Origin of the sequence: Aeromonas sp. sif2433 (genome assembly GCF_019218705.1) — a bacterium.
Lineage (GTDB): Bacteria > Pseudomonadota > Gammaproteobacteria > Enterobacterales > Aeromonadaceae > Aeromonas > Aeromonas encheleia.
Genome location: NZ_JAHUXD010000003.1, coordinates 360,937 through 379,617 on the forward strand (window position 1 = coordinate 360,937; position 18,681 = coordinate 379,617).

The 18,681-nt window shown below is 63.8% G+C and carries 18 protein-coding genes; 5 read left to right on the forward strand and 13 right to left on the reverse strand.

Going from position 1 to position 18,681, the window contains the following annotated elements; genetic code table 11:
* Nucleotides 1-168 precede the first annotated feature (168 nt).
* Complete coding sequence (locus tag KW825_RS07095; protein ID WP_218292631.1) at nucleotides 169-1,266, forward strand: calcium:proton antiporter; 1,098 nt, start codon at nucleotides 169-171, stop codon at nucleotides 1,264-1,266.
* A 280-nt stretch (nucleotides 1,267-1,546) separates the two neighbouring features.
* On the opposite strand, the gene hutH is transcribed toward KW825_RS07095, so the two are convergent.
* The 10 genes from hutH to ftsY form a co-directional block, all read right to left on the reverse strand.
* A complete protein-coding gene (gene hutH, locus KW825_RS07100) occupies nucleotides 1,547-3,079 on the reverse strand; it encodes a histidine ammonia-lyase (RefSeq protein WP_218328761.1) in 1,533 nt (510 codons plus the stop codon).
* A gap of 1 nt (nucleotide 3,080) precedes the next feature.
* Nucleotides 3,081-4,784, reverse strand: coding sequence for a urocanate hydratase (hutU, locus tag KW825_RS07105; RefSeq protein WP_218328763.1), 1,704 nt, complete (start codon nucleotides 4,782-4,784; stop codon nucleotides 3,081-3,083).
* A 67-nt stretch (nucleotides 4,785-4,851) separates the two neighbouring features.
* A complete protein-coding gene (hutG, locus tag KW825_RS07110) occupies nucleotides 4,852-5,790 on the reverse strand; it encodes a formimidoylglutamase (protein WP_218328764.1) in 939 nt (312 codons plus the stop codon).
* Nucleotides 5,783-7,018: an imidazolonepropionase gene (gene hutI / locus KW825_RS07115; protein WP_218328765.1), complete on the reverse strand. Its 1,236-nt coding sequence runs from the start codon at nucleotides 7,016-7,018 to the stop codon at nucleotides 5,783-5,785. The genes hutG and hutI overlap by 8 nt, the downstream gene beginning before the upstream one ends.
* Before the next feature lie 155 nt (nucleotides 7,019-7,173).
* Nucleotides 7,174-7,878, reverse strand: a complete 705-nt coding sequence (gene hutC / locus KW825_RS07120; RefSeq protein ID WP_042651860.1) for a histidine utilization repressor — start codon at nucleotides 7,876-7,878, stop codon at nucleotides 7,174-7,176.
* Nucleotides 7,879-7,889: 11 nt separating this feature from the next.
* Complete coding sequence (gene can, locus KW825_RS07125) at nucleotides 7,890-8,549, reverse strand: carbonate dehydratase (RefSeq protein ID WP_042651859.1); 660 nt, start codon at nucleotides 8,547-8,549, stop codon at nucleotides 7,890-7,892.
* Between the two features lie 130 nt (nucleotides 8,550-8,679).
* Complete coding sequence (rpoH, locus tag KW825_RS07130) at nucleotides 8,680-9,534, reverse strand: RNA polymerase sigma factor RpoH (protein ID WP_042651858.1); 855 nt, start codon at nucleotides 9,532-9,534, stop codon at nucleotides 8,680-8,682.
* Nucleotides 9,535-9,994: 460 nt separating this feature from the next.
* Entirely contained in the window at nucleotides 9,995-10,948 is a 954-nt protein-coding gene (ftsX, locus tag KW825_RS07135; protein ID WP_042651857.1) for a permease-like cell division protein FtsX, read from the reverse strand.
* Nucleotides 10,948-11,619 carry a cell division ATP-binding protein FtsE gene (ftsE, locus tag KW825_RS07140; protein WP_042651856.1) on the reverse strand — a complete coding sequence of 224 codons (672 nt, stop codon included), beginning with the start codon at nucleotides 11,617-11,619 and terminating at the stop codon, nucleotides 10,948-10,950. The genes ftsX and ftsE overlap by 1 nt, the downstream gene beginning before the upstream one ends.
* Nucleotides 11,620-11,670: 51 nt before the next feature.
* The gene (gene ftsY, locus KW825_RS07145; protein ID WP_218328766.1) at nucleotides 11,671-13,368 is read right to left on the reverse strand and encodes a signal recognition particle-docking protein FtsY; all 1,698 of its coding nucleotides are present in this window, start codon (nucleotides 13,366-13,368) and stop codon (nucleotides 11,671-11,673) included.
* Nucleotides 13,369-13,479: 111 nt separating this feature from the next.
* Between ftsY and rsmD the strand changes: the two genes are divergently transcribed.
* Nucleotides 13,480-14,109, forward strand: coding sequence for a 16S rRNA (guanine(966)-N(2))-methyltransferase RsmD (gene rsmD, locus KW825_RS07150; RefSeq protein WP_218328767.1), 630 nt, complete (start codon nucleotides 13,480-13,482; stop codon nucleotides 14,107-14,109).
* The gene (locus tag KW825_RS07155) at nucleotides 14,093-14,407 is read left to right on the forward strand and encodes a DUF1145 domain-containing protein (RefSeq protein WP_218328768.1); all 315 of its coding nucleotides are present in this window, start codon (nucleotides 14,093-14,095) and stop codon (nucleotides 14,405-14,407) included. The genes rsmD and KW825_RS07155 overlap by 17 nt, the downstream gene beginning before the upstream one ends.
* Before the next feature lie 37 nt (nucleotides 14,408-14,444).
* On the opposite strand, the gene KW825_RS07160 is transcribed toward KW825_RS07155, so the two are convergent.
* Nucleotides 14,445-14,810 (reverse strand): YijD family membrane protein, encoded by a 366-nt coding sequence (locus KW825_RS07160; RefSeq protein WP_218328769.1) that lies wholly within the window; start codon nucleotides 14,808-14,810, stop codon nucleotides 14,445-14,447.
* 19 nt (nucleotides 14,811-14,829) lie between these two features.
* Nucleotides 14,830-15,450, reverse strand: a complete 621-nt coding sequence (fabR, locus tag KW825_RS07165; protein WP_042651851.1) for an HTH-type transcriptional repressor FabR — start codon at nucleotides 15,448-15,450, stop codon at nucleotides 14,830-14,832.
* 149 nt (nucleotides 15,451-15,599) lie between these two features.
* On the opposite strand from fabR, the gene KW825_RS07170 reads away from it, so the two are divergent.
* Nucleotides 15,600-16,718: a fatty acid desaturase gene (locus KW825_RS07170; protein WP_218328770.1), complete on the forward strand. Its 1,119-nt coding sequence runs from the start codon at nucleotides 15,600-15,602 to the stop codon at nucleotides 16,716-16,718.
* A 479-nt stretch (nucleotides 16,719-17,197) separates the two neighbouring features.
* Here the strand turns inward: KW825_RS07170 and KW825_RS07175 are convergent, their stop codons facing one another.
* The gene (locus tag KW825_RS07175) at nucleotides 17,198-18,451 is read right to left on the reverse strand and encodes a phospholipase D family protein (protein ID WP_218328782.1); all 1,254 of its coding nucleotides are present in this window, start codon (nucleotides 18,449-18,451) and stop codon (nucleotides 17,198-17,200) included.
* Nucleotides 18,452-18,525: 74 nt separating this feature from the next.
* On the opposite strand from KW825_RS07175, the gene KW825_RS07180 reads away from it, so the two are divergent.
* Nucleotides 18,526-18,681 (forward strand): hypothetical protein, encoded by a 156-nt coding sequence (locus KW825_RS07180; protein ID WP_218328771.1) that lies wholly within the window; start codon nucleotides 18,526-18,528, stop codon nucleotides 18,679-18,681.

The following is an 18,681-nucleotide window of genomic DNA, read 5'->3' on the forward strand; positions in this document are numbered from 1 at the left end:
CGGCCCCTCCCCGGGCGGCAACCCCGCCGCCGGCCGGTGCCCCGCCCTGAAAATGATTTTTCCCGAACCGGACAACAGCCTTTATCATGTGTCCATCTGTCGCGATCCATGCGCACAGATCCCTGTCCCCCGTCGGCTCATGCCGCCCTGAGATGAGAACCACTGCCTATGAAGTCATTTATCCGGCAAGAGATTGCCCTGCCCGTTGGCCTGCTGACCCTGCTGTTTTTCAAGACGCTGGGCAACGACCTGCTGACAGAGGCGACTCCGCTCGCGATCTACCTGCCGGTGTCACTGGCCCTGCTCGCCATCGTCACCTGGGCCATCTTCTCCGTGGTGCGTCACTCGGATGCCCTGGCCATCAAGCTGGGTGAGCCCTTCGGTACCCTGATCCTGACCCTGTCGGTCATCTCCCTCGAGGTGGTGATGATCTCCTCCGTCATGCTGACCGGCGAGCCCAATCCGGTGATGGCCCGCGATACCATGTTTGCCGTGGTGATGCTGGTGACCAACGGCCTGGTGGGCTTTACCCTGCTGTTTGGCGGCTGGCGTTATCACACCCAGAATTTCAATCTGGATGGTGTGAAATCCTATCTGGTCGCCATCATACCGCTGGCCCTGCTCTGCCTGGTGTTGCCGAACTTCACCCGGGGTGGCACCCTGGGCAGCATGTCCAGCGCCATGTCCTGGATGCTGATCATCATCTCGGTCCTGCTCTACGGCGTCTTCCTGCTGATCCAGACCCGCAGCCACAGCCACTTCTTCGTCGACGGCGACCATGAGGATCACGAGGAGCACCACGGCATACTGCGCAGCAACGTCTACCACACCCTGCTGCTGCTCGCCTTCCTGCTGGTGGTGATCCTGCTGGCCAAGACGCTGGCCATCCCCATCAACCATGGTGTCCAGGTCATGTCGGCCCCCCCCGCCCTCGGCGGCTTCATCGTGGCCTGTATCGTGCTGGCCCCCGAAGCGGTCGGCGCCATCAAGGCGGCCTTCAACAACCAGCTGCAGCGCGCCATGAATCTCTACTTCGGCTCTGTGCTGGCGACCATAGCCCTGACGGTGCCCTCGGTGCTGTTCATCGGCGCCCTGCTGGGGCAGGAGGTGCGCCTCGGCCTCTCCACCGCCGACATGGTGCTGCTCATCACCACCCTGATGGTGTGCAAGGTCACCTTCAGCAGCGGTCGCACCAATGTGCTGCACGGTGCCACCCACCTGGTGCTGTTCGTGGTCTATCTGTTCCTGATGTTCGAGCACGAATGAACGGCGCCAGCTCTCATCCGATGCTGTTCATGGCCCATCTGTTCCTGATGTTCGAGCACGAATGAACGGCGCCAGCTCTCATCCGATGCTGTTCATGGCCCATCTGTTCCTGATGTTTGAGCACGAATGAACGGCGCCAGCTCTCATCCGATGCTGTTCATGGCCCATCTGTTCCTGATGTTCGAACACGAATAACCGCATCCAGCCAACGCCAGAAACGCAAAGACCGCCCACAGGGGCGGTCTTTTGTTATGAGCCGTCGCGGATGCACCGCCAAGGCTTAGAGGCTGGGCAGCACCCCGGCCGGGATCAGATCGTTGTAGCTGGCGGCGCCCAGCAGGGCGGCGGCGGCCTCGATGTCCGGCGAGAAGTACCTGTCCTTGTCGTAGAAGCTGACCTGCGCGCGCAGCCGCCCCTTGGCCAGTTCGATCAGCTCGGTGCTGCGCAGGGGGGCCCGAAAATCCAGCCCCTGGGCGGCGGCCAGCAGCTCTACCGCCAGTATGCCGCGGGTGTTCTCCGCCATGTCCGTCAGCCGGCGCGCGGCGAAGGTGGCCATGGAGACGTGATCCTCCTGGTTGGCGGAGGTGGGCAAGCTGTCCACCGAGGCCGGGTGAGCCAGGCTCTTGTTCTCGGAGGCGAGCGCCGCCGAGGTGACCTGGGCGATCATGAAGCCGGAGTTGACGCCGCCGTTGTTGACCAGGAAGGCGGGCAGGCCCGACATCCGCGAATCGATCAGCAGCGCCATCCGGCGCTCCGACAGCGAGCCGATCTCGGCGATGGCCAGCGCCAGGTTGTCGGCGGCGAAGGCCACGGGTTCTGCGTGGAAGTTGCCGCCGGAGAGGATCTCCTCATCCTCGGCGAACACCAGCGGGTTGTCGGAGACCGCATTGGCCTCGCACACCAGCACCTCGGCGGCGTGGCGGATCTGGGCCAGGCAGGCCCCCATCACCTGGGGCTGGCAGCGCAGGGAATAAGGATCCTGCACCTTCTCGCAGTTGTGATGGGACATGCCGATCTCGCTGCCGTCCACCAGCAGCTGGCGGTAGCAGGCGGCCGCGTCGATCTGACCGCGCTGGCCGCGCACCTCATGGATGCGAGCATCGAACGGGCGACGGCTGCCGAGCGCCGCCTCCACACTCATGGCGCCTATGGTGATGGCGCCGGCGAACAGATCCTCGGCATGGAACAGCCCTTCCAGCGCGAAGGCCGTGCTGGCCTGGGTGCCGTTGAGCAGCGCCAGCCCCTCCTTGGGTGCCAGGGAGATGGGCGCCAGACCGGCTATCTTGAGCGCAGTGGCGGCGTCCATCAGCTCGCCCTTGTGACGGGCCTTGCCCTCCCCGATCAGCAGACAGCTCATGTGAGCCAGCGGCGCCAGATCGCCGGAGGCGCCGACGGAGCCCTTCTTCGGCACCACCGGATAGACTTCGGCGTTGATAAGCGTCATCAGCGCCTCCAGCACCTCCAGCCGGATGCCGGAGAAGCCGCGGGCCAGGGAGTTGACCTTGAGCACCATCATCAGCCGCACCGTGGCGTCATCCATGTAGGTGCCAATGCCGGCGGCGTGGGAGAGCACGATGGAGCGCTGCAGTTCGTCGAGCTGCTCCACCGGGATGCGGGTGTTGGCCAAGAGGCCGAAGCCGGTGTTGATGCCATACACCACCCGGTTCTGCTCGATCACCTTGGTGACGACGGCGGCGGAGGCGTGGATCCCCGGCAGGGCGGACTCATCCAGCCGGATATGCAACTGCTCGCGGCTGACGCGGCGCAGAGTGGCAAGGCTGAGCTTGCCCGGTAACAGATTGAGTTCAAACATCTTATTTCTCTCCTTTGCCGGCAGCAGCCAGCATGGGCAAGTCCAGTTTCGCCTCATGGGCACAGTCGATGGCAATCGGGTAGCCAGCGTCCGCATGGCGCATCACGCCGGTGGCAGGATCGTTGCGCAGCACCCGGCCGACGCGCCTGGCGGCGTCATCGCTGCCGTCGCAGACGATCACCACCCCCGAGTGCTGGGAGAAGCCCATGCCGACCCCGCCACCGTGGTGCAGGGAGACCCAGGTCGCGCCGCCGGCGGTGTTGAGCAGGGCGTTGAGCAGCGGCCAGTCGGAGACGGCGTCCGAGCCATCCAGCATGGATTCGGTCTCCCGGTTCGGACTCGCCACCGAGCCGGAATCCAGATGATCGCGGCCTATGACCACGGGGGCCTTGAGCTCGCCATTCTTCACCATCTCGTTGAAGGCGAGACCGAGCCGCACTCGATCCTTGACCCCGACCCAGCAGATCCGCGCCGGCAGGCCCTGGAAGGCGATGCGCTCGCGGGCCATGTCGAGCCAGTTGTGCAGGTGAGGATCGTCCGGGATCAGCTCCTTCACCTTCTGATCCGTCTTGTAGATGTCTTCCGGGTCGCCGGACAGCGCCACCCAGCGGAAGGGGCCAATGCCCTCGCAGAACAGCGGACGGATGTAGGCGGGCACGAAGCCGGGGAAGTCGAAGGCGTTCTTGACCCCTTCATCCAGCGCCACTTGGCGGATGTTATTCCCGTAATCCAGGGTGGCGGCGCCACGGGACTGCAGGGTCAGCATGGCCTCCACCTGGCGGGCCATGGAGTGGCGGGCCGCCTGGTTCACCTCCTGGGGGGCGGATTTTTGCAGCGCGCGCCACTGGGCGACGCTCCAGCCCTGGGGCAGGTAGCCGTGGATCGGGTCGTGGGCCGAGGTCTGGTCGGTCACCACGTCCGGGGTGATGCCACGGGCCACCAGCTCGGCGAACACGTCGGCGGCGTTGCCGAGCAGGCCGACGGAGACGGCGGTACCGCTGCGTTTGGCTTCCTCGACCATGGCCAGCGCCTCATCCAGGCTGTGGGCTTTCTTGTCGACGTAGCGGGTCTTGAGGCGGAAATCGATGCGGGTCTCGTCGCACTCGACGGCGATCATGGAGAAGCCGGCCATGGTGGCGGCCAGCGGCTGGGCGCCGCCCATGCCCCCCAGACCACCGGTCAGGATCCAGCGGCCCTTGGGCTCGCCGTTGAAGTGCTGGTTCGCCACCGCGAAGAAGGTCTCGTAGGTGCCCTGCACTATCCCCTGGGTGCCGATGTAGATCCAGGAGCCGGCCGTCATCTGGCCGTACATCATCAGCCCCTTCTTATCGAGCTCGTTGAAGTGCTCCCAGTTGGCCCAGTGCGGCACCAGGTTGGAGTTGGCGATCAGCACCCGCGGCGCATCCTTGTGGGTCTGGAACACCCCGACCGGCTTGCCGGATTGCACCAGCAATGTCTCGTCTTCCTCGAGCCGGGTCAGCACCTCGACGATCTTGTCGTAGCAGGCCCAGTTGCGGGCGGCGCGGCCGATACCGCCGTACACCACCAGGGACTGGGGATGCTCGGCTACTTCCGGATCCAGGTTGTTCATCAGCATCCGCAGCGGCGCCTCGGTGAGCCAGCTCTTGGCGGTCAGCGTCGTGCCACGGGGGGCACGGATGATCCTGCTCGGGTCGTGACGGGGATCCTGGTGTTGCTCAGACATACACACTCCTTGTTTTATCAATGTCGCCGCCATCATGGGCGCTGCTGGCACCCGGCGAGTCGGCTGGCTACTTGGTGAGTTGATGGATCAGGCGGGCGGCCACGCGGGCACTGCGCTGATCCTGATCCAGAGTCGGGTTGTACTCGGCCAGATCGGCGAGCCTGAGCTTGCCGCTGGCCCGGATATGGGCGATCAGGGGTTCGATGACCGCCAGCTCGACGCCGCGGGCGGCGGGGGCGCTCACCCCCGGCATGACAGCGCCGGGCAGCACGTCCAGATCTATGGTCAGATAGAGGTGATCGCAGCGGGCGATAAAGGCATCCAGGCCGTTCAGCAGCTCGGGCAGCTCGCGCTGGGTCATGGCCTCGTCCAGCTCGTACCAGACCCCCAGCCCATCGGCGCGGGCGAACAGGGCCTGGGTGTTGGCGGTCTCGGCCACCCCGAGGCAGGCGTAGTGGAAGGCGCTACCCTGAGCGGCGCACTGCTCGGCGATCTGGAAGAAGGGGGTGCCGGAGCTCGCCTGCTCCTGCTTCATCCGCAGGTCGAAGTGAGCATCCAGGTTGATGATGCCGACCCGGCCCTTGCCCGCCAGATGACGGTTGAGGCCGCTCCAACTGCCGAAGGCCACCTCGTGACCCCCACCGAGCACCAGCGGGAAGTGCCCCTCGGCCAGCAGGCACGCGACTCGCTCGGCCAGGCGGCCGTGGGCGGCATCGAGATCGCCGTCATCACAGCTCACATCACCGCCGTCATAAACAGGCCGCCCCAGATGCCAGGCGGTGTTGGCCAACAGCTTGCGAATGGCGTGCGGCGCGCTCGCGGCCCCCACTCGCCCCTTGTTGCGGCGCACCCCCTCGTCGCAGGCGAAGCCCACCAGGGCCACGCCGGGCGCGGCATCCGTTTGCCAAGGCTGGACGCGGTCGTGCCAGCGCAGGGCCAGCTCGCCATCTTCCGGATCCCGGCGCCCCTGCCAGACCGTCATGTCAATGCCATTCAACTCAGCCATGGAGCGTCTCCTCGCCATTCAGTACCCGGCTCACCAGCTGATCGACGCCGATGAGGTAGCTGAGCTCGGCCGGGTGGGCACAGTTCCAGATCAGGAAGTCGGCCTGCATGCCCACTCGCAGTTGTCCCAATCGCTCCTGCTCGCCCAGGGCGCGGGCGGCGTGGCGGGTCACCCCGGCCATGGCCTCCACCGGCGTCAGGCCGAACAGGGTGCAGGCCATGTTCATGGCCATGCGCAGGGAGACGATGGGGGCCGTGCCCGGATTGATGTCGGAGGAGACCGCCATGGGCACCCCGGCGCGGCGCAACGCCTCGACCGGCGGCAGCTTGGTCTCTTTCAGGAAGTAGAAGGCGGTGGGCAGCAGGGTGGCAACCACGCCGCGGTGGGCCAGGGCCTGGATCCCGGCGGCGTCCAGGTGCTCAAGGTGATCCACCGAGAGCGCGCCGAAATGGGCAGCCAGGGTGCTGCCCCCCAGGTTGGAGAGCTGATCCATGTGGCCCTTCACCGCCAGGCCGTATTGATCCGCCGCCAGATAGACCTGCTCGGTCTGGGCCAGCGAGAAGCCGATGTGTTCGCAGAAGACGTCAACCGCATCCGCCAGGCCCGCCTCGGCGGCGGCCGGGATGATCTCCTGGCAGATGGTCTCGACCCAGGAGTCAGGATCGTCCCGGTATTCGGGCGGCACCGCATGGGCGGCCAGCAGGGTGGTCTTGACCCGGATAGGCAGCGCCTCCCCCAGTCGGCGGGCGACCCGCAGCATCTTGAGCTCGTCCACCAGGGTGAGGCCGTAGCCGGACTTGATCTCGACCGTGGTGACCCCTTCCCGGATCAGGGACTTGATCCTCGGCACCGCCAGTTCATAGAGCTGATCCTCGCTGGTGGCGCGGGTGGCGCGCACAGTACTGAGGATGCCACCGCCCTTGCGGGCGATCTCGGCGTAAGGCACGCCCCGCTGGCGCAGTTCGAACTCCTCGGCGCGGCTGCCGGCAAAGATGAGGTGGGTGTGGCAATCGATGAGGCCGGGTGTCACCAGCCGGCCCTTCATGTCGCGCCAGTGGGCGGGGTGCGGCCCCTTGAGATCCTGCATGGGCACCAGGGCGTGGATCTTGCCTTCGTGGACACCGAGGGCGTGGGGTTCCAGCAGACCGTAGTCGGCCAGATCGGGGCGCAGGGTGGCGGGTGTCACGTTGAGCCAGACCCGCTCGCAGTTCAACAGTTCCTTGTTCATACCGACCTCAAAATGTATATACAATAATTTATATCCGATCTCTGGCGAGAAAGATAGGATCTAATTCACATCTTGATAACAGCTATTTCATTAGAGTTTAGGCACAAAAAAGCCCACCTAAGGGTGGGCTCTGCAAACAAGATATGTATATACAATCAGATGAGGCGGGTCTTGGAGCTCAGCTTGTAGCGGGAGCCGGGCGAGAGCAGTCTGGCGTAGGACACCAGATAGCCGTCCGACCAGGTGCGGCGATGCAGCAGCAGGCAGGGGGTATCGACCCGCACCTGCAGCAGCCCGGCCTCACCGGCGCTCGGCAGCACGGCCTCCACCACGTGTTCCATCTCGGAGAGGGGGCAGACCTCCATCAGATAGCTGTTCGGCGTCTGTTGGGTGAAGTCCTGCTCGCCATAGCCCGGCAGGCGCTCGGCATCGACGAAGCGCTCCTCCAGCTGCAGCGGCTCCCCATCGGCCTCGTGGACGATGAGGCTGTGGAAGGTGGGCGCCCCCACCCGCAGCCCGAGCCGCACCGCCACCTTCTCGTCGGCGGCCTGCCGCTGCAGGCGGATGACCCTGGCGCTGTACTGGCTGCCGCGCTCGCGGATCTCGTCGGCGATGTTGCGGATCGCCAGCAGCGGCGACTCGGCCCGCCGGTCCGCCACGAAGCTGCCGGAGCCCGCGGTGCGCACCAGCCAGCCTTCGGCCACCAGCTCCCGCAGCGCCTTGTTGACCGTCATCCGGCTCACGGCAAACTGGTCGCACAGGGCCGCCTCGGTCGGGATCCGATCCCCCGCCTGATAATGGCGTTCGCGGATCCCGTCGAGGATGTGCTGCTTGATCTGGAGGTAGAGGGCGGGGGCCAATGGCAGGCTCCTCAGCGGCGGCGGTGGGGCGGACGCATGTCCGGCCAGGCGCGGTAGACATCCGGGATCTGCTCGGGACCGCTGACGCAGAGATCCAGATCGTGCAGCAAGCCGTCCTTGATGCCGTAGATCCAGCCATGCACCGCCAGCTCCTGACCCTTGCGCCAGGCGTTCTGGATGATGGTGGTGTGGCAGACGTTGGCTACCTGCTCGGCCACGTTCAGCTCGCACAGGTAGTCGTGGCGCTCGTGCTCATCTTCGATGGCATCGAGCTCGTCACGATACTTGAAGTAGACATCCTTGATGTTGCGCAGCCAGTTGTCGATGAGCCCCAGCTCCTCGTTCTTCATGGCCGCACGCACGCCACCACAGCCATAGTGGCCACAGACGATGATGTGCTTCACCTTGAGCACCTCGACCGCGTATTGCAGCACCGAGAGGCAGTTGAAATCGGTGTGCACCACCAGGTTGGCGACGTTGCGGTGGACGAAGACGTCCCCCGGCAGCAGGCCCATCAGCTGGTTGGCGGGCACCCGGCTGTCGGAGCAGCCGATCCAGAGATATTCGGGCGCCTGCTGGGCGGAGAGGGTGGCGAAGAACTCGGGATCTTCGGCCTTGAGCCGTTCCGCCCACTCGCGGTTTTTGGTAAACAGGTCGTTCAACAGTTTCACTATCTGCTCTCCCTAGATGTGAGTGGCGGCAACATACCATATTCGATGGTATCGGAGGCAAGGGGTAACGCCAGATCGTCGCGAAACAAAAACAGGGCCATCAGGCCCTGCTTGTTACTGGAGTATGCCCTCAGGCATCCATGGCGTCTTTCAGCTTCTTGAGCGCGTTCTTCTCGAGCTGACGCACCCGCTCGGCGGAGACACCATAGGTATCGGCCAGCTCCTGCAGGGTGGTCTTGCTCTCCTCATCCAGCCAGCGGGCGCGGATGATGTGCTGGCTGCGCTCGTCCAGGGTGGCCAGGGCCGCACTCAGACGGCGAGAGGCATGACTGTCCCAGTTGTCGTTCTCGATGGTGGCGGCCAGATCGGAAGACTTGTCTTCCAGATAGTGCACCGGGGCGAAGCCACCCTCGTCTTCATCATCACCGACCAGATCGAAGGCCTGATCGTAGTTGCTCATCCGTGCTTCCATCTCGGTCACATCGGTCGGGGAGACCCCCAGATCGGCGGCGACGGCCTGCACCTCGTCATGGCTGAACCAGCCAAGACGCTTCTTGGATTTACGCAGGTTGAAGAACAGCTTGCGCTGCGCCTTGGTGGTCGCCACCTTGACCATGCGCCAGTTGCGCAGGACATATTCGTGGATCTCGGCCTTGATCCAGTGCACGGCGAAGGAGACCAGTCGCACCCCGACACTCGGGTCAAAGCGCTTGACCGCCTTCATCAGGCCGATGTTGCCCTCCTGGACCAGATCGGCCTGGGGCAGGCCATAGCCGGCGTAGCTCTTGGCCACGTGAACGACAAAACGCAGGTGAGACATGACCAGCTGACGGGCAGCCTCGAGATCGCCATCCTGCTGCAAACGCGTCGCCAGCTCACGCTCTTCCTCTGCGCTCAGCACCGGAATAGAGTTTACTGCCTGGATATAGCCTTCCAGACTACCTTGCGGAATCAGGGCCATAGTGCGCTGCAATGAAGTTCCCATGTTCTACCTCTTACTTTTCAATCGAATCAGTCTAACACCCTGAGAGGGTCTGTCTACTGACCGGATGCCGTTCTGCGGGCCGCATCAAACAACCCCGGCGTGAACCCGGCTTATCTTAAGTCGACTGGATGAATCATAAATGAACAGTCAAAAAAAAGGGGTCACAGTGAAGGACCCCTGAAAAGTAGCATGCTAAGTCCATTGTTGCGGAGCTCGCAACCTTCACATGCTTGCCAAGTCAGACGAGCAAGGCAGAGGGGCCACACCCGTATACATTCTGTCGCATTAAATAGACTGCTTATAAATCAGAAGGTTCCCAAGATCCTTCCCAGGATCCAGCGACGCCTGCGGAGCAGTATCGTTCAGATTACTCCCTGAACTGGAGCTGTGCCAGAAACGGGCCATTCTTTTACTTGATCCAGTTCTCAAAATCCAGTGCTTTGCGGTGACGGCAAATTAATCAGGACGGTTCTATGTCGCGAATGTGTCTGTGCACCGAAAACCAGGACGCAATCAGCCCCAGCAAGGCGCCGAGCAGTATCAGATTGAAGCCATCGACCGCCCCCATCCCCACCAGCCGGAAGTTGCTGTTGTAGAGCCCGGCCAGCTCCTTCACCACCCCCTCGCTCCAGATCACCATCACCTCGGTCAGCCACCAGGCCAGCATGCCGCCGATGACCCCGAACCAGATGCCGGTGTACAGGAAGGGACGATGGATAAACGCATCTGTCGCCCCCACCAGCTTGAGCACCTCGATTTCGGAGCGCTGGTTGAGGATGTTCAGGCGCAGGGTGTTGCCGACGATCAGCAGCACCGCGGAGAGCAGCAACACAGCTATGCCCGTGATGGTGTGGCGCAGCAGGTTCATGATGCCCTGCAGCCGGGTCAACCACTGCAGATCCAGCTTGCCCTGCTCGACGCCGGGCTCATTCTCCAGCTTGGCGAGCAGCTCGGCGGCCCCTTCCGGGTTCTGCCAGCGGGGATCCGGGATCACGCTCAGCACCGGCGGCAGCGGGTTGCTGTCGAGGTAGTCGAGCGCGTCGCCGAAGCCGGAGATCTCGCGAAACTCCTTCAGCGCCTCGTCCCTACTCATATAAGTGACGGACTCCACCTCGGGATAGAGCAGGATCCGCTGCTTCATGTCGAGGATGCTCTGCTCGGGCAGATCCTTGCGCAGATAGAGGGAGATCTGGGAGCTGGTCTGCCAGCTGCCTTCCACCACCTCGGCGTTCTTCAGCAGCACGTGGAAGCAGGAGGGCAGCGCCAGACTGACGCCAAGCACCGCCAGCGTCATCAGAGAGGCGAGCGGATTGCGCCACAGCTCGCCCATGCTGGAGAAGGCCTGGCGGGCGTGATCCACCCAGTACATGCCCAGCCGCCGGAGCAAAGGTTGTTTATGACGAACGATGGCCATCAGCTCTCCTCCTGCTCTTGCGAATACATGCGACCCGCCTTGAGGGTCAGGGTGCGGTAACGCATGCGGGCGATGAGCCCGAGATCGTGGGTTGCGATCAGCACCGAGACCCCGAAGCGGTTGAACTCCTCGAACAGCCGCATGATGTCCATGGAGAGCTGGGGATCCAGGTTGCCGGTCGGCTCATCCGCCAGCAGCAGCGGCGGCTTGTTGACGATGGCGCGGGCGATGCCGACCCGCTGCTGTTCACCACCGGACAGCATGCGTGGCTGGTAGCGCTCCTTGCCGAGCAGCCCCACCTTGTCCAGCGCCGCCGCGACCCGCTTGTTGATGTCACCGTGGCTGTAGCCATCGATCACCAGCGGCAGCGCCACGTTGTCGAACACGGTTCTGTCCATCAGCAGCCGGTGATCCTGGAAGATCATGCCGATCTGGCGGCGCACATAGGGGATCTGGCCCCGCTTGATCTGGCTGACGTCGTCACCGTGGAAGAAGACGCGGCCGTCGGTCGGCCGCTCCATCACGCTGATGAGCTTCAAAAGGGTACTCTTGCCCGCCCCCGAGTGGCCGGTCAGGAAGGCCATCTCCCCCTTGCGCAGGTGGAAGCTGACCTTCTGCAGCGCCTGGTGGCCACCGCTGTATACCTTGCTGACCTTATCGAAACGAATCATAACGGATCCCTGACATTGACAAGCCCCGACCTGGGTCGGGGCGAGTGGCGCTTATTCATCGCGACTGAACAGTGCCTCGATAAAGTCGTTGGCGACGAAGGGACGCAGATCGTCTATCCCCTCGCCCACCCCGATGTAACGGATCGGGATCTGGAACTTGTCGGCCACCGCGAAGATGACGCCGCCCTTGGCGGTGCCATCGAGCTTGGTCAGGGTGATGCCGGTCAGGCCCACCGCCTCGCTGAACAGCCTGGCCTGGCTCAGGGCGTTCTGGCCGGTGCCCGCATCCAGGGTCAGCATGATCTCGTGAGGTGCCTCTTCATCCAGCTTCTTCATCACCCGCACCACCTTCTTGAGCTCTTCCATCAGGTTGCTCTTGTTCTGCAGGCGGCCGGCGGTATCGGCGATCAGCACATCGGCGCCCCGTGAACGGGCGGCCTCGATGGCATCATAGATGACGGAGGCGGAGTCGGCGCCGGTATGCTGGGCGATCACCGGGATCTTGTTGCGCTGGCCCCACACCTGCAGCTGCTCGACCGCGGCAGCGCGGAAGGTGTCACCGGCGGCCAGCATGACGCTCTTGCCCTCGGCCTGGAACTGCTTGGCCAGCTTGCCGATGGTGGTGGTCTTGCCCACCCCGTTGACGCCGATCATCAGGATCACATAGGGCTTCTTGCTGGTGTCGATCACCAGCGGCTTCTCGACCTGGGCCAGCATGGCGCCCATGTCCTGCTTGAGCAGGCCATAGAGTGCCTCGGCATCCTTGAGCTGCTTGCGATCCGCGTGCTGGATCAGCCCCTCGATGATGCGGCTGGTGGTATCTACGCCGAGATCCGCCGTCAGCAGCTGGGTCTCCAGCTCCTCGAACAGCTCATCATCGATTTTCTTGCCACGGAACAGGCCGAAGAAGCCGGACCCTATGTTCTCTCTGGTGCGCACCAGGCTGCGCTTGAGGCGAGCGAAGAAGCCCTCCCGCTGCGGCTTGTCCTGGGTGTCGTCGTCAACCTTGGCGGCCAGCGGCAAGCTGGCCAGGGCGGCGGCATCGGCCTCCGCAACGATGCGCGCGGCTTCTGCGGCCTGAGCCTCGGCGGCAACGCGGGCGGCTTCGGCAGCCTGTACCTCGGCGGCAATACGAGCGGCTTCCGCGGCCTGAGCCTCGGCAGCGATACGAGCCTCTTCTGCGGCCTGAGCCTCGGCGGCAACGCGCGCGGCTTCTGCGGCCTGCGCCTCGGCGGCGATGCGAGCGACTTCCGCGGCCTGAGCCTCGGCAGCGATACGTGCGGCTTCCGCGGCCTGAGCCTCGGCGGCAACGCGCGCGGCTTCTGCGGCCTGCGCCTCGGCAGCAACACGAGCGGCTTCCGCGGCCTGAGCCTGGGCGGCAACGCGAGCGGCTTCTGCGGCCTGCGCCTCGGCGACAACACGCGCGGCTCCCGCGGCCTGAGCCTCGGCGGCAACACGAGCGGCTTCCTCGGCCTGAGCCTCGGCGATCAGCGCCTCATTGACGATGACAGGCTCGAGTTCGGAGGCAGGCTCCTCCACCACCAGCGGGCCTTCGTCGGGCGTTGCCAGAAGCGCCTCGTGCTGTGCAGCAGGGGCCTCGGTCAGGGGGATATCAGCGGCGGGAGCGGGGGCAGCAGTGGCCTCGGGCTCGGCGACAGCCGGGGTGGCTGCGGGGGCCTGTGATTGGACGGCCTCAGCCTCTTCTTTCTTGCGGCCGAAACCCAGCCAGGAAAACAAACCTTTTGCCATCTAAAAAATACTCACTTCGTTGGCTGACTGCTAAGATAGCCGTCCCTCGGTGGGTCGGCATAAAAATGAACCGCCTTATACTAACACTTTATTTTCTGACGACGAAACGCGATGCCCAGAGTGAAATCCAGCCCTAGCAGCCCCCATAAAAGCCCGGTTCCGCAGGGAAAAGCGGGCTTTGTAAGAATCATCAGCGGCCAGTGGAAGGGTCGAAAATTGCCGGTCAGGGATGTGGAAGGACTCAGACCCACCACGGATCGCGTCAAGGAGACCATCTTCAACTGGCTGGCGCCCCATGTCCGTGGCACCCGTTGTCTCGATCTGTTTGCCGGCAGCGGCGGCCTGGGACTGGAGGCGCTGTCGCGCTATGCCGAGCAGGTGACGCTGATCGAGATGGACAAGGGCGCGGCCGAGCAGCTCAGGAAGAACCTGGCCGCCCTGGGCAGTCAGCAGGGCAAGGTGATCCAGGCCGATGCGGTCAGCTGGCTGCAAGGCCCGGTGACCCCCTTCGATCTGGTGTTCCTCGATCCGCCGTTTCGGCGCGAACTGCTGCCGCAGGTGTGCGAGCTACTGGAGCAGCGCGGCTGGCTGGCAGCGGATGCGCTCATCTATCTTGAACGGGAAAAGGAGATGGGCGACCTGGCTCTGCCTGCCAACTGGCAACTACTCAAGGACAAGCAGGCCGGTCAGGTCTGCTATCAGCTCTATGTAAGGGAGGTAAGCGATGAAGCGCGTGTTTAATCTGTTGGCGATGGGAGTGTTGCTGTTCTTCTGGCTGGGGGTAGTGCTCGCCCTGTTTGGCACCCTGCCGGGCAAGCTGAATGGTTTTCTGCCGGTCTGCGGTGTGATCGTGATCCTGATGCACTGGGTGCAGGCCAGCCTGATCAAGGCCGCCTGCAAGCCCTACTTCGCGGTCAGCCGCCTCGAATTCACCCAGGTGTTGATCTTCGGCGTGTTTGGCATGATGGAGATCCGCGCCAAGCTGCAGGCCATCATAGACGCCAGGCAGAAGGGCGGGACGCCGCCTCGGGAAGACTAGCCTCTCCCCCCGCAACCGACCCTGAAGGAGTGACTCGTCACTCCTTCACTTTTTTCCCCACGCTGATCCCGAGCCTGATGGAAAGCACGGCGAGCAACAGCAGCATGGCGATGAGCGAGAAGAAATTGCTGCCCAGCTCAGGGTACTGCACCTTGATCAGCGCCGAGTGGCCGAACACCCCGATGAAGAAGCAGAGCAGGATGCAGCTGGGGGTGTTGCCGACCATGGGCTGGTGGCGATAGAGCTGATAGAGCTGATAGGCCGCCAGCAGCAGGGCGATCAGGGGGAAGAAGGAGAAGGGCACGGCCGATGCGGTCAGCACCGACAGGAAGGCATCCCCGCAGATGCCGATGAGCAGGGCCAGCAGCAGGGGTTGCTTCGGGATCGCGTTCGGTTCACGCATGAGACTGTCCATCCTTAACTTAAGAGAGGGGTTCGCGGCGCTTGCGATTCTGGACCTCGGCGCCCATGGCGATCATCCGCAGCTGGCTGATGGTGCGATCGGACAGCGCCCGGCACTCTTCCGTGGTCATGTCGAGGGCGTCGGCACCGGCGCTGAAGACGATGGTCACCATGGCCTCGGCCTGAATGTAGGCCTCCTCCCGTGGCGCCTCCGTGGTCGCCTCCAGATAATCGGTCAGCTCGGCGATGAAATGCTGGATCTCGCGCGCCACCGCCTGGCGGAAAGCCGCCGAGGTACCGGAGCGCTCACGCAACAGCAGACGGAAGATATTCGGGTTGTTTTCGACGAATTCCATGAAAGTCTGCACCGAGGTGCTGATGACGCTGCCGCCACCGGCGATGCGCTGGCGCGCCTGGCGCATCAGCTGGCGCAGAGTCAGGCCACCCTCGTCCACCAGGGTCAGCCCCAGCTCCTCCATGTCACGGAAATGACGGTAGAAGGAGGTCGGCGCTATGCCCGCCTCCCGTGCCACTTCCCGCAGGCTGAGGTTGGAGAAGCTGCGGTTGGCACAGAGTTGACTGAACGCCGCCTCGATCAGCGTACGCCGGGTTTTTTCTTTCTGTTGCGCGCGAATACCCACGAAAACCGTCACCTTGAGATTAGCGAGGCCAGATGATAACCCGAAGGCGGGGGCTGGATCAGGTTTGTTGCCGACTTTTTTACCATTGACCCCCATTCCGGCCCAGTGGAGAATAGTGAACAGCTGTTCGCTGAAAGGAGCCGAGTGAAATGGACCGCCCCCCGATCATCATGACCAACACCCTGCTGTTCGCCCTCTCCGGGCTGACCGCACTGATTGCGGTACCCTGGTACGGACTGAGCCACGGCTACGACCTCTGGCAGTGGCTCTGCTTCCTGCTGCTGTTCTGCTATTGCGGCATCTCCATCACCGCCGGCTATCACCGGCTCTGGTCACACAAGGCCTACAAGGCACACCCTATCCTGCAATGGATCTTCGCCATCGGCGGCGCCCTCGCCCTGCAAAACTCGGCGCTGCACTGGTCGTCCGATCACCGCCGCCACCATCGCCACGTGGATGACAACCAGAAGGATCCCTACAGCGCGGGCCGCGGCTTCTGGTACTCCCACATCGGCTGGATGCTGCGGGAATACCAGCGCGAGACCTACCACGACTACAGCAATGTGCGGGATCTGCAGAACAACCCTGTGGTCGCCTTCCAGCACAAGCATTATCTGGCGCTGACGCTCGGTACCAACATCGGCATCCCGCTGCTGCTCGGCCTCATCCACGGCGATCTGCTCGGCATGCTGCTGCTGGCGGGGGCGCTGCGCATGGTGATGACTCACCACACCACCTTCTTCATCAACTCCCTTGCCCACATCTGGGGCAGCCAGCCCTTCACCGATCGCAACAGCGCGCGGGACAACGGCATCCTGGCCTTCTTCACCTTCGGCGAGGGCTACCACAACTTCCATCACCTGTTCGAGAACGACTATCGCAACGGCATCCACTGGTGGCAGTTCGATCCGACCAAGTGGCTGATCCGCTGCGCCGCCTGGTGCGGGCTGGCCAGGGATCTGCGCGCCTGTCCGGAGGAGCGGATCGAACAGGCCAGGCTGGAGATGCAGCTCAAGCGCGCCCAGGCGAAGCTGCGCAAGGAAGAGGATAGGGAGCTGTGGCAGGCACTGCTGCAAGAGGAGTACGACAAGCTGAGCCTGCAGCTCCAGCACTACTACGCCAGCCGCAAGCTGCTGCTGGAGCAGCGCAAGCGCAAGGCGCTGGCCCGCTACGATAGATTCAAGCTGCAGCTGGAGTATCGCAACCTGCGGGATGGCTTCCTCGCCGGCAAACGCAACTGGAGTCGCCTGCTGGCCGGCATCGCCTGAGGCGGCAGACCAATAGACCTGATTGCCCAAGACCGCCCGCTGGCGGTCTTTTCATGAGCGCCAGGTGACCTTTCGACATAAAAAATGGGGCGACATTCGCATGTCACCCCCTCGCAAATAGCATGTTCCATATTGGGATCCGGCAATAACGGGTACTGATTCCACTTCACGGGTTTCCGCTCCCGATCCGAAGTGGTTGTCTGCCAGAGCAATCCGGCCGACCAATTCCCTCATCACCCTCTCCCGCACGACGGACCAGCCGCCGTGTTTGTCCTTGCAACTGAAATACTACGCAGTTAAATAAAATAAAAAACCGTTTTATACGGACTTGTATGCAAACAGCATGGGGCCAGCTCGATTCATATCAAGATAGAAAGTGATTAAAAACAATACGATAAAATCGAAATCCGGCGTTGGATGGCAAAGGCTATCCTCGAAGGCGCACAAGGCTTTGCGAGATCTCGCACAAACGGGCCCCGTCACAGCCAGGGGTGCAGCGGCAGCCAGTCGCTCAGCCGGGCCAGCAGGCGCCGCAGCGCCGAGGGGGGCGTCGACACCGGCTGGACCGCTGCCTGTTGCCACCTCGCCAGCCACTGCTGCAGCTCGGCGCAGAGCGCGGGGCAGCGCAGATGTAGCATCAGCTCGGTGTTGAGCAGCAGGGAGCGGGGATCCAGATTGAAGCTGCCGAGCAGCGCCTCTTCGTCGCCCATCAGGATCAGCTTGGCATGCAGGCTGAGCGCCTCGCTCTCCAGCTCGGCCAGCGCTATCCCCTGCCGCACCAGCCAGGGGCGGTGGCGTAGGTAGGCGCCGTACACCAGCGGCACATCGGTGCTGGCCAGGGAGTTGGTCAGTATCTCTATCGCCATCCCCGCCTGGCGTTGCCGCTTGAGCTGACGACGCAGCCCGCGCGTCAGGATCAGGTAAGGGCTCACCAACCGCAGGGTGCCCAGGTTGCCGGCCAGCTTGCGCCCCAGCAGGGGCGCCGTGGTCGGCCGGGAGACCAGCCCCTTGCCGGGCCGATCGAACCAGCACTCCCCCTGCCCCGGATGCCAGCGCAGGGGGACAGGCTCTTCATCAAACAGGCTGGCGGGCAGATCGTAGACGGCGGCCACCGCCGGATCGGTCAGGGTGAGCAGGAAGTCGTTCACCGCCTCTATCTCGGCGGGCAGCAGGGCGCGGCGCAACAGGCGCCGGATCGGATGGCTCCAGCGACTGTGCCAGAACAGCCCGAAGCCCTGCGCGGCCTGCCGGCAGAGGGGGCCCCGACAGAGCAGATCCAGATCGACGAAGTGAGGCGACGCCCCCAGCCCGAAGTAGCGATCACCGATGTTGCGGCCACCTATCACCATCTGGCAGCCATCCACCAGCAGCAGCTTGTTGTGCATGCGGTGGTTGATGCGTCTGAAGCTGAGCAGCCCCTCCAGCAGCAGGGTCAGCCGGCGCCAGCCCCTGAGCCAGAATGGGTTGAACAGCCGCACCTCGATGCCGGGCTGATGCGCCACCATCTCCAGGAAGCGGTTGTCGCCGGCATAGAGATCGTCGATGAGCAGCTGGACCCGGACCCCGCGCCGGGCCGCGTGCAACAACTCGGACAGCAACAGCTTGCCGCTGCCGTCCTCCTCCCAGCTGTAGTACTGGGCCTGGATCCTGCTGCGGGCCGCGCGGATCAGCTGGCAGCGCGCCTTCAGGGCCGCACCAGGATCGTCGAGCAGGGCGAATTCGGCGGGGATCAGGGTCATCTCCTTGTCATCTGGCCATGGCATAACCCAGGCAACCGCCCTGATCGCAACGAATCAAGGAGTCGCGCATGGAACTCTGTGACCGCCCCTCCCTCGGCCATAGGCCGCAAGCCAGCCAGCCGGATCCCACCCCCGCCGGACAACCATCTCCCTGGTACATGCTGCACCGGGACCAGGGCTGGGAGGCCGCCTGCGTCCAGGAGCACGCCCCCGAGCGGTGCTGA